At 67.9% G+C, this 10,406-nt stretch carries 11 protein-coding genes, 1 pseudogene and 3 riboswitches; of the genes and pseudogenes, 8 read left to right on the top strand and 4 right to left on the bottom strand.

Translation table 11 applies throughout. The features are described 5' to 3' along the window. Positions 1-17 precede the first annotated feature (17 nt). Positions 18-145: riboswitch (cobalamin riboswitch) on the top strand. Positions 146-180: 35 nt separating this feature from the next. The 5 genes from K3M35_RS12035 to K3M35_RS12055 are packed head-to-tail and all read left to right on the top strand — an operon-like array spanning position 181 to position 2,042. Continuing rightward, complete coding sequence (locus K3M35_RS12035) at positions 181-591, top strand: hypothetical protein (protein WP_019291078.1); 411 nt, start codon at positions 181-183, stop codon at positions 589-591. Then, positions 588-959: a hypothetical protein gene (locus K3M35_RS12040; RefSeq protein WP_019291077.1), complete on the top strand. Its 372-nt coding sequence runs from the start codon at positions 588-590 to the stop codon at positions 957-959. Before K3M35_RS12035 ends, K3M35_RS12040 begins: the two co-directional genes overlap by 4 nt. Then, positions 952-1,599, top strand: coding sequence for a (2Fe-2S)-binding protein (locus K3M35_RS12045; RefSeq protein ID WP_033096198.1), 648 nt, complete (start codon positions 952-954; stop codon positions 1,597-1,599). The genes K3M35_RS12040 and K3M35_RS12045 overlap by 8 nt, the downstream gene beginning before the upstream one ends. Next, positions 1,596-1,865 carry a hypothetical protein gene (locus tag K3M35_RS12050; protein ID WP_220666456.1) on the top strand — a complete coding sequence of 90 codons (270 nt, stop codon included), beginning with the start codon at positions 1,596-1,598 and terminating at the stop codon, positions 1,863-1,865. The genes K3M35_RS12045 and K3M35_RS12050 overlap by 4 nt, the downstream gene beginning before the upstream one ends. Positions 1,866-1,874: 9 nt before the next feature. Continuing rightward, positions 1,875-2,042 (top strand): hypothetical protein, encoded by a 168-nt coding sequence (locus K3M35_RS12055; RefSeq protein ID WP_220666457.1) that lies wholly within the window; start codon positions 1,875-1,877, stop codon positions 2,040-2,042. An 87-nt stretch (positions 2,043-2,129) separates the two neighbouring features. Here the strand turns inward: K3M35_RS12055 and K3M35_RS12060 are convergent, their stop codons facing one another. Genes K3M35_RS12060 through K3M35_RS12075 form a run of 4 tightly spaced genes read right to left on the bottom strand, consistent with a single transcriptional unit; the run spans position 2,130 to position 6,185 of the window. Further along, entirely contained in the window at positions 2,130-2,960 is an 831-nt protein-coding gene (locus K3M35_RS12060) for an ABC transporter ATP-binding protein (RefSeq protein ID WP_019291075.1), read from the bottom strand. Continuing rightward, positions 2,957-4,027 (bottom strand): iron chelate uptake ABC transporter family permease subunit, encoded by a 1,071-nt coding sequence (locus K3M35_RS12065; protein ID WP_006552952.1) that lies wholly within the window; start codon positions 4,025-4,027, stop codon positions 2,957-2,959. Before K3M35_RS12065 ends, K3M35_RS12060 begins: the two co-directional genes overlap by 4 nt. Then, complete coding sequence (locus tag K3M35_RS12070) at positions 4,024-5,109, bottom strand: iron ABC transporter permease (protein ID WP_220666458.1); 1,086 nt, start codon at positions 5,107-5,109, stop codon at positions 4,024-4,026. Before K3M35_RS12070 ends, K3M35_RS12065 begins: the two co-directional genes overlap by 4 nt. 8 nt (positions 5,110-5,117) lie before the next feature. After that, positions 5,118-6,185 carry an ABC transporter substrate-binding protein gene (locus tag K3M35_RS12075; protein WP_006552954.1) on the bottom strand — a complete coding sequence of 356 codons (1,068 nt, stop codon included), beginning with the start codon at positions 6,183-6,185 and terminating at the stop codon, positions 5,118-5,120. A 247-nt stretch (positions 6,186-6,432) separates the two neighbouring features. Beyond that, positions 6,433-6,509: riboswitch (cobalamin riboswitch) on the bottom strand. A 255-nt stretch (positions 6,510-6,764) separates the two neighbouring features. On the opposite strand from K3M35_RS12075, the gene K3M35_RS12080 reads away from it, so the two are divergent. From K3M35_RS12080 to K3M35_RS12090, 3 genes and pseudogenes are all read left to right on the top strand, one after another. Next, a complete protein-coding gene (locus K3M35_RS12080; protein WP_006552955.1) occupies positions 6,765-7,283 on the top strand; it encodes a hypothetical protein in 519 nt (172 codons plus the stop codon). Between the two features lie 306 nt (positions 7,284-7,589). Continuing rightward, a complete protein-coding gene (locus tag K3M35_RS12085; RefSeq protein ID WP_220666459.1) occupies positions 7,590-9,095 on the top strand; it encodes a PepSY domain-containing protein in 1,506 nt (501 codons plus the stop codon). A gap of 226 nt (positions 9,096-9,321) precedes the next feature. Continuing rightward, a riboswitch (cobalamin riboswitch) is annotated at positions 9,322-9,525 on the top strand. A 143-nt stretch (positions 9,526-9,668) separates the two neighbouring features. Further along, positions 9,669-10,286: pseudogene (locus K3M35_RS12090) on the top strand (5-methyltetrahydropteroyltriglutamate--homocysteine S-methyltransferase); the annotation flags it as partial. Positions 10,287-10,406: the final 120 nt, after the last annotated feature.

Genomic DNA, 10,406 nt, shown 5'->3' on the forward strand with positions numbered 1-10,406 from the left:
AGACTTTTCGTTCCGTGTGCTAATTTCGGCACCGTCATTGCGACGACGCACGAGGAAGTCGGTGTGATTCCGGCGCGGTCCCGCCACTGTGACCGGTAGAGCGATCTCCGGGAGCCAGATACTCACGTCGCCGTACCTCCTTGCCCGGGGCGGACTTCCCCGAGAGAGGGTGTAATCGCCGTGCGTGTACGCGCAGCCTTCCCGAAGCTCCTTGTCGCGTTGACCTCCGCGAGCCTTCTGCTCGCCGGATGTTCGACGGCGGGTTCCGACACCGAGAACGACGCCTCGGACGAGTGCATCACCGACTTCGATGCCTCGGTCGACTACTTTCCCGACAAGTCCGAGATAGTCGACGCCGATTTCGAAGCCGTGGTCGCGCAGGCGGCCGACGCCCCGACCTGGCTCGTGGGTGGCGGCGTCGGCGGGTTCACCGCGGGGCTGGCCGGACTCGGCCGCGCCGGTGTGGTGATCGCCGCGGCGCTCGGGGCCACCGTGTTCCCCCTCAACGCCGTCACGGCCATCGTGGAGGCGCCCGTGGTCATCGCCGTCCTGATTCGTTCACGGCGTGGAACACTGGGAGCGGCACTGTGACCTCCACCGGCGTGGAACTACGCGATCTGACCATCGGCCACGCCCGTCGTCGTGCCTTCCGTGGCAGGACGGTCACGGAGATCGCTTCGAAGGTGAACGTTGCTCGACGGGGTGAACTCGTCGACGTGCTCGGACGCCTGGCGCGCGAGCAGAATCTGGCGGTCGTCATGTCCACCCACGAACTCGAACTCGCACTACGGGTGTCCGACCGGATGTGGCTGCTCGAAGCAGATCGCACACTGACATGCGACACTCCCGCTGCTCTCACCGAATCCGGCCGTATCGGAGAGGCGTTCGATCGCGGACGCATGCGGTTCGATCCTCGTAGGATGGTGTTCGACCTGGAAGCGGAGGACAGCCGTGTCTGATGCGATCGGGGTTCTCGAGCGAATCGCCGTATGGAGCCCGTACTTCCGCGTGAGTACCGGACCTGCCGACGACAGATGGCGTCCCACCGCAGATCTGGCCGACCCCGCGACCCGCGACGCTCTGGTGGCCGATACTGCCGCGCGGATGGACACCGACGAACCGCGCGTGGCGGCATCGACCCTCTTCTTCGGATACGTCGCACGCGTGTGGTCGGTGGCGATCGGTTCCGTCGTCGACTCCGGACGATGCATCCGGCTCGATCCCGAGCAACTCCTGTGGCGGAACGACGCCGGACTGCACCTGCACATCACCGAACCCGGATTCGGCGACGACATCGTGACGGAAGTCCTCGACCGGCAGATCGAACCTCTCGTCCATGCGTGGCGCGACGTGGTCGCGGCCGGCCTGTTGTGGGGCAACGCGGCATCCGCTCTGATCGGTGCCGGTCGGGTGATCGGTTCCGATGCACAGCCTCTCGTCGATGACCTTCTGTCCGATCCGCGTCTGGCGGACACTGTGGACCCGGCGACCGGCCGTCGCCGTAGTTGCTGTCTTTACTACCGCACACCCACCGGCGGGGTCTGCGGCGACTGCGTCTTCCCCACCCCGCCGGACGACCGCTCGAAGGAGATGCCGTGACAGTCGTGTTCGTTCCCGAGAACTATTGGAACGACATGTGGTTCGGTCTGCTCATCGAAGGCTCGGCACTGGAGGTCGCGGCCCCGAACGCACCGAAGAAGATCGGGATGTACGACGGGTACGTCACCGTCGACTTCGGTCGGTGGCACTTCCATCTCTGCATCGGCGAACACACCGCGAGTGGGCCGGAACTCGGCCGGATCCGCCGCTGCAGTCGCGCCGAGTTGTACCGCAGGATCGGCAGGGACGACACCGTCACCTCCTAAGGTCTGCGCATGTTCAACGGCCGGGACGAGCAGATGCTCACGATCATGCTGCCCACCCCGTTTCTCACCAACACCCAGCGACTGACGGAGGAACCGGTCTGGGAGCACCTCGAGGCGTGGGACCGCATCCGCGGAATTTCTGGGGCTGGAACCCGATCCACGCGATCGCACAGGTAGGGGCTTCCGGCACACATGAGTGTGAAGCCGGGCGCCGACCGAGGTCCGGCGCGGAGCGGTCCGTCCGCGAAGGCAGAACGCGCCCGGTCACCGGGCGGCCTCGATGTCGACCGACCGGTGGGGCAGGACCAGCGGTGTGCCTGCGACGGGATCGGTGATCACAGTGGCCTCCACACCGAAGACGTCGCGCACCATCTCGGAAGTGATGACTTCGCTGGGCGGTCCGGCGGTCACCAGCGTCCCCGCTCGCATCGCCACAAGGTGATGGGCATAGCGACTGGCCATGTTGAGATCGTGCAACACCAGCACGATGGTGCGTCCGAGCCGGTGGTTGAGGGAAGCGAGCAGATCGAGCACCTCGATCTGATGGGCCAGGTCGAGGAAGGTCGTGGGCTCGTCGAGCAGCATGATGTCGGGATCCTGGGCCAACGCCAGCGCGATCCACACGCGTTGGCGTTGGCCACCGGACAGTTCTTCGATCGGGCTCTCGGCCAGCTGGTCGACGCCGGTCGCCGCCAGTGCGGCAGCCACCGCCCGCTCGTCTTCGGCACTCCACTGTCGGAACCACCGTTGATGGGGATGCCGGCCCCGGCCGACGAGATCGGCGACGGTGATGCCGTCCGGGGCAAGGGGCTGCTGCGGCAGCAGACCGAGGGCGCGGGCCAGTGTGCGCGCCGGCATCTCGGTGAGCTCGGTACCGTCCAGAAGGACTCGGCCGTGCTGCGGCGACAACAGGCGGGCCAGGCCCCGCAACAGCGTCGACTTGCCGCACCCGTTGGGTCCGACGATCGCCGTGATACGGCCGGCAGGCAGGCTCGTGCTCACCTGGTCGACGATCAGCGAGGATCCGTAGCCCAGGCTGAGCTGCTCGGTCGTCAACGAGACCGACCGGATCGCGTGTGCTGGCTGTGGTGTCATCCGGCGGCTCCGATGCGGTGGGCGCGGGCGAGGAGATAGAGCAGGACCGGCGCTCCGAGGATCGCCGTGAGGACTCCGACGGGCATCTCCGACGGCGCGAAAATCGAACGGCCCGCCAGATCGGCGCCGACCACCAGAAGGGCGCCGACGGCGGCAGAGGGCGCAAGGCCGATCTGCCGCTCGGCGAGGATGCGGCGAGTGATCTGCGGCGCCACCAGCGCGACGAAACCGATGGGTCCGGCAGCTGCGGTCGCCATCGCGGCGAGGACCACTGCAATCAGCAGCAACAACACCTTGCGGCCTTGACCGGCTCCGGTCAGGGTGCGGGTGAGATCGTCGCCGAGCTCGAGCAGCCGCAGGTGCCGCGACTCCACGATCAGGACCGGGACCGTCGCCGCCAGCGCGATGACAATGATGGTCACGTGCAGCCCGCTCCGATTGGCCAGGCTGCCGGTCAGCCAGGCAGCGGCACTCATGGCTCGGTGGATGTCGGAACGGGTGAGCAGATAGGAGATAGCGGAGGAAAGCATCGCCGCGACACCGATCCCGACCAGCACCAGCCGGAAGCCGTGCAGACCGCGCCGGTAAGCGATGAGCACGATCATCAGCGCAGCGAGGACCGCGCCGGCCAGCGCACCGAACACGAGCTGCAGACCGCTGCCCCCCACGACAAGCAGCACGGTCAATGCGCCCATCGCCGCCCCGGAATTGATGCCGATGATGTCGGGGCTGACGAGCGGATTGGCGGCGATGCGCTGCAATATGGCCCCCGAGAGCGCAAAAGCCGCGCCGACACCGAGCCCGGTCAGTGCCCGGGGCAGGCGGTCGCCCAGCACGACCTCGCGCTCGATGAGGGTGCCTCCGCCTCCCACGATGGTGACGGCGTCGGAAACCGAGATCGGGTACACCCCGAGGACCAAGGAAGCCGTGGCGACCGCAACGGCGGCCACGCCGGCGAGGACGGTGAGCAGCACCGAGGAGCGGCTGATCCGAAAGGAGACCGGGGTACCTCGCGGGGCCACCAGGAGCGTGTCGCGGGTTGGACCGCGGCGCACCGGCGAACTCATGTGCCGACCACCTTGCGGTTGCGGACCAGGTAGAGGAAGAACGGGGCGCCGACCAGGCCGGTGATGATCCCGACCTGCAGCTGTTCGGGTTGGACCAGGAGTCGTCCGACGATGTCGGCGATCAGCAGCAGCATGGGCGCGAGCACGATGGTCCAGGCGAGCACCCAGCGGTAGTCCGAGCCCGTGATCATCCGTGCGATGTGGGGTACCACGAGCCCGATGAACCCGACCGGACCTGCGATAGCGGTAACGCCACCCGCAAGCAGAACCACAGCGAGAGCCCCCGCGATGCGGTCGACCCACACACGGGCACCGAGGCTGCGGGCGAGATCCTCACCCAGAGCCAGAGCATTCGACGCGCGGGTCAGGCCAACAGCCAGGACGACACCGACGGCGATGAACGGCGCTACCGCGGCCAAAGCGTCACTGTCCGAACGGGTCAACGATCCCACGACCCAATAGCGGAAGTCCTCCATCGTGGAGGCGTCCTGGAGGGTGATCATCGTGGTGACCGCGCCCAGGAGCGCGGTCAACGCCGACCCGGCCAGAGCGAGCTTCACCGGCGTGGCACCACCCGGACCGAGCGAGCCGAGCATGTAGACGAAGACGGCGGCCACCGCAGCTCCTGCGAAGGCGAACCACACGTAACCGGCAGCGCTCGTGATGCCGAGACCGACCATCGCCGAAACCACCGCCAGCGCCGCGCCGGCGTTGATGCCCAACAGTCCGGGTCCCGCCAAGGGGTTGCGGGTCAGACCTTGCATCACCACGCCGGCGAGGCCGAGCGCCATCCCGGCCAGCAATCCGGTCACGGTCCGCGGGATGCGGATATATCGCACCACGCGCTCGACGTCACTGTCCGCCGAACCTGTAACGGCCCCGACCACGTCGGAGAGGCCGACCGGCAGGGTGCCGAGCAGGACCGAGCCGAGGGTCACGGCCACCAGAACAGCCGTGGCCACCGCGAGCCCGAGTAGGCGAGTACGGTTGCCGCTCAGCAGGCCGGAACGCACGACAGGCGCGCCGGCAGCCGAGGCCGGACCGTCCGCAGACCGCTCCGGGGTCGTTGCCGCCGTCGTCACCGCCTACCTCACTCGCCCCCGTCTTGTCCGGTCTCGTCCTGGATGGCCAGGTCGGGGTGCAGCAGCGAAGCCAGCAGCTCGATTGCATGGGCGATGCGGACTCCGGCGGCGCGGTCAGCGAACAGGAAGGGATGCACGGCACCGTTCTGCACCGCCGACAGGCCCGCGAGCGCCGGGTTCTGCACGATCGTCTGCGCCTCCTCGGCGCCGTCCTGGCGGGTATAGGAGGCGTCGCAGCAGGTGCTGGTCAAGATGACATCGGGGTCGCGACGGATCAGCTCTTCGAGGTCGATCGCGACGTGGCGTCGCTCGACGAGGTCGGCGAAGGCGTTCACGCCCCCGGCCTGCGCGATGATCCGGGTACCGAAGTCGATGCCACCGGCGACGCGGATGCCACCGCCCTCATCGAGTAGGACGATCGCGACGCTCGGGCGGTCCGCCCCGGCCAGCACCTGGTCGACCGCCGCGATGCGCTGCTGTTGATCGGCAATGACCTCCTCGGCGCGCTCCTCGACGTCGAACAGGGCCCCGAGGTCGCGCAGGTCGTCATAGATCGTCTCGACGCTCACGGTGGCGGGGTCGATCGCCTCGTCCGACAGTCCGTCCGCGCTGGGGCACAGCGGGCTGAGGATCCAGCTCTGTATGCCGAGCCGGGTCAGACTCGCCCGCGTGCCGAAGCTCTCGTCGCCGGCGCCGTCCTCGGTGAACACGTTGTTGTACCCCGACAGGATGAAGTCGGGCCCGGTGGCCAGAAGCGCCTCACGACTGGGGAGCTTCTCGACGTACGGCACCTGCTCCTGGGCATCTGCGTACTCGGGCAACACCTGAGCATCGAGGAAGGCGGTCTCGATCAGGCGGTCGCTGATGCCCAGCGCATGCGCAATCTCGATGGCCGGCTGGTAGGCGGCATACACGCGTTCCGGTGGCGCTTCCACGGTGACGTCGATCCCGCAGTTCTCGACGGTCATGGAGTCGGCCGACGCGGCGTTCTCCTCGTCTGCGCCACATGCGCTCGCGCTGATCAGCGTCAGACATGCGGCGGCGACGCTCAGCGTCCGACGGTTCAGCGGAGTCATGCGACGGCCGTCCTTTCGATGCGCTGGGGGAATCGGCACTCGGGCCGGATCAAGGCATGGAAGGTGCGGGTCGCAGCGACCTGATCACTGATTCCCGGTGCGTGGGCGATCGCGATGGCGCGCCCTTCGACAGGATCCGGACGCCGAAGAGGTACAGCGGAGACAGAATGGGAGAGAGATGGGTGCACGGCTTCGCGCAGCCTTTCTCGGGGTAGGCCGCCCCGATGCTGAAAGGTACGAATGGGGTGAGTATCTGGCTCGCAGACGCTTGTCGAAGCGCCGCTCACAGTGGCGGTACCGCGCCGGATTCACACCGGCTTCCTCGGATCCCATCGTGATGGACGAACTGAGGCTAGCAGGAGCCGACCATGCCCGAATTCCCGGCTCGGCCGAAGTAGGAGCCGGGGGCGGTGCAGGTCGGTGGTGGCGCAACGCCACTCGAACGGCGTAGCGGTTGTGTCCTGTTCGACGCCGGTACCACCGCTGTGCGGGAGACCGACGTCATCGCCCGGCCCTGTCCCGGCACCGGAGAAGAGACCCGAGGGGAATCAACGCTATCCTCGCGGCGTGGACTCACGGATGCCGGTGCTTGCGCAGGTGCGCGGTGCTGCCGTGGGGTCGGTGTCGGGGGCGGTGAGTATCGCCGCCCATGGTGTGGCCGGTGGCGGGATGCCGCCGAGCCAGTCGGCGGTGGTGTTGCTGCTGGCGGCGTGCGCCGGCGTCGGTGCCGCGGTCGCCGCCGTCACCGTGCGCGATCGGAACTGGGTGTTTCTCCTCGCGGCACTGACTGCCGGACAGGTGGTCGGGCACACCACCCTCTCGGTGGTCGACGACCACGCGCACGGGCTGGAACTGTCGCCCGCGATGATCGCCGCCCACCTTGCCGCTGTTGCGGTCTCCGCCGCTGCGGTGCGCGCCGTCGAAGGTGCGTGCCTGCACGTGTTGGGGGCGTTCACCCGCGTGATGCTGGTGCTCGTTTCTGTCCCGCCTGCGCAGACCGTGGTCTGGTCGGCGACCCCGCTCTATCGGGCGACGCTGTCGTTGTGGTTGCTGGCCGGCGCCGCCGCCGGTACCCGCGGACCGCCGACCGCGGCGTAGTCGGCCTCCCTACCCGATCCGCCTGCTGCGCCGTCCCCGGCGCGGGAGAGCACGCGATCGCCGACGGGTGTCCGACATTCTTCTTCCGCCGTCCTGCCTTCGCCCCGTGCTGGGATGCCGAGTGTATGGCGTGCGTGCCCTCAGCGGCATCGACCGGATTCGATCTGCCAAGTCCCCTCGATGCCCGCCTTTCCTGACGGTCGCCTCACCGACCGCATCTCCAGCGGTGCCCGTGCTCCTGCACGGACACCGCCGAAAAACGCGCACACGGTGAGCACCTCACGACAGCCGAATCGAGACACACTCATGTCCGTTCCCGAACTCGACCGCGGCACCATCGCCGCGGACAATTCCGCCGCCGAGCCCGCCCGGGCTGCGGCGCAGGATTCTTCACCGCCGCGCAGCATGCGGCCGCTGATCATGCGGCTGCACTTCTACGCCGGGATCCTGGTGGCCCCGTTCCTGCTGATCGCGACGATCAGCGGGGGCCTCTACGCGATCGCCCCGACCCTCGAACAGGTGCTCTACCGCGACCTGCTGCACGTCGATTCCACCGGTCCGGCACTGCCGGTCGCCGAGCAGGTCCGCGCCGCCCAGCAGCTACGCCCGGACCTGACCGTCTCAGCGGTACGCCCCGCATCCGAGGTCGGTGAGACCACCCGGGTGCTGTTCACCGATCCGTCCCTCGGTGAATCCGAGCGCACTGCCGTGTTCATCGATCCCGCGACCGCCTCGTCGACCGGTCAGTCGGTGGTCTACGGCAGTAGCAGCGCGCTGCCGGTACGCACCTGGATTTCCCAGCTGCACCGGCACCTGCATCTGGGTGAGCCCGGCCGGATCTACAGCGAACTGGCCGCCTCCTGGTTGTGGGTCATCGCTCTGGGCGGGGTGTACCTGTGGGTGCAGCGCTACCGCACCCAGCGCACCCGCACCCGGCAGTCGGCGCGACTGCTGACCTTCGACCGCGGCGCGCGGGGCCGCAACCGCACCCTCGGCTGGCACGGCACCACCGGCCTGTGGATCGCGGTCGGCTCGATCTTCCTGTCGGCCACCGGGTTGACCTGGTCCACATATGCCGGGGCGAATGTGGGCGAGTTGCGTACCGCGTTGAGCTGGACCACCCCGACGCTCGATACCACCCTCGGCGTCTCGGACACCGCGCCTGCAGCCGGTGGACACGACGGCCACGACGGCCATACTGCCGCTGTTGCCGATACGGGCGCACTCGATCGCAACATCGGCGCTCTGGACCGCGTCCTTGCCGCCGCTGCCGAGCATCGAGTGACCGAACACGTCGAGATGAGCATCCCGGCCGACGGCCACACTGCCGTCACCGTCACCGAAACCCGCCAGCCCTGGCAGTTCGTCACCGACGCGGTCGCGATCGACCCGGCCACCGGGGCGGTGACCGCCACCAACACGTTCGCGGACTGGCCGCTGGCCGCCCAGCTCACCACCTGGGGCATCGCCCTGCACATGGGCATCTTGTTCGGGCTGCTCAACCAGCTGGTATTGCTCGCTCTCGCGGTCGCGTTGGGCACGGTCATCGTGCGCGGCTACCAGCTGTGGTGGCAGCGTCGCCCCACCCGCGGATCGCGCCGGGTGGCGCGCCCACCGCTGCGTGGGACGTGGCGACGCCTGCACCCGGTCACCGTCGTCGCGGTGGTCGCTGCTGCGGTGACCGTCGGGTGGTTCGCTCCGCTGCTGGGACTGAGCCTGCTCGCATTCCTGCTCGTCGACGTCGCGGTCGGTCTGCTGCGGCGCCGGCGTTCGCCCGAGCACTCCCCCGAGGGGACCTCCGCGACCGGCTGAGTCTCGCTGTCTCCGGCCCGGCGGCTCGGATCCTGCCACCGGATCCGAGCCGACCGGGCAATCCTCACACTCCCGAGTTCGTATACAGAGGAACGCATTCCGGACCTGGTAGAGCGTCGTCCAGCCCACGGACGCCGAGGAAGGAGGTGATCCTTGTATAGTCGGCGCTGCGATCGGTTCGCCGCATGTCGTCGTGAGGAGCCCCGAAGACCTCATGTGCGCGCCGAAGCACCCGATGCCGACAGGTATCGGGTGTGAGAGGGAACCCGGTGGGAATCCGGGACTGTCCCGCAGCGGTATGCAGGAACGACCGCCGTCACCAAGCACTGGACCACCAGGTCCGGGAAGCGACGGCCACTAGGTCCATCCCGACGGAATCGGGAATGGGTGCCTGCGAGTCCGAAGACCTGCCGATCGTGTCGGGCACGCCGTGCCCGACGGTATGCCGCCTCGTGGAATGGGCGCGCGCCGATCGGCAACACCTCGACCACAGGTCGAGAACACGGGGCTCGTATCGGGATGCGCGTTCATCGGGCGGTAGACCACCCAGCGACGAACACCGGAGAAAACCTGATGTCTGCTCCGACAGCATCCTCATTCACCGCCACCGTGCTCGGCTCCGCACGCATCGGACCGAACCGCGAACTGAAGAAGGCCACCGAAGCCTACTGGGCCGGGCGCCTCGACCGCAGTGGCCTGGAATCGGTTGCCGCACAACTGCGCGCCGACACGTGGTCACGTCAACACACAGCCGGGCTGGACTCGATCCCGGTCGGAACGTTCTCGTTCTACGACCACGTCCTCGACACAGCAGTCATGCTCGGGGCGTTGCCTGCCCGGGCCGCAGATATCGCCGACGACCTCGACCGCTATTTCGCCGCAGCACGCGGCACCGACGATATCGCCCCACTCGAGATGACCAAGTGGTTCGACACCAACTACCACTACCTCGTCCCCGAGATCGGACCCGACACCGTCTTCGAACTCGATGCCACAAAGATTCTGGGTGAGATCGCACAGGCACGCGAGCTCAGTGTGCCCGCTCGCCCCGTCGTCCTGGGTCCACTGACCTTCCTGCTGCTGTCGAAGCCCGTCGACGGGCAAGGACCGCTGCTCGGCCGCGTCGACGAGCTCGTTCCCCTCTATCTGGACCTGTTGGCGCAGCTCGCCGACACCGGGGTCGACTGGGTGCTGAATCGTCCCTGGTTTCATTGAGGGTGAGCCAGATATCCCGGAAGGATCACCCCAGACTCACCATGGCGAACTACAAATACCCACAGGAACTGCGCGAGCGAGCGACCCGACTCGCCG

It is taken from the genome of Rhodococcus sp. DMU2021, assembly GCF_019641445.1.
GTDB classification, from domain to species: domain Bacteria; phylum Actinomycetota; class Actinomycetes; order Mycobacteriales; family Mycobacteriaceae; genus Rhodococcus; species Rhodococcus pyridinivorans.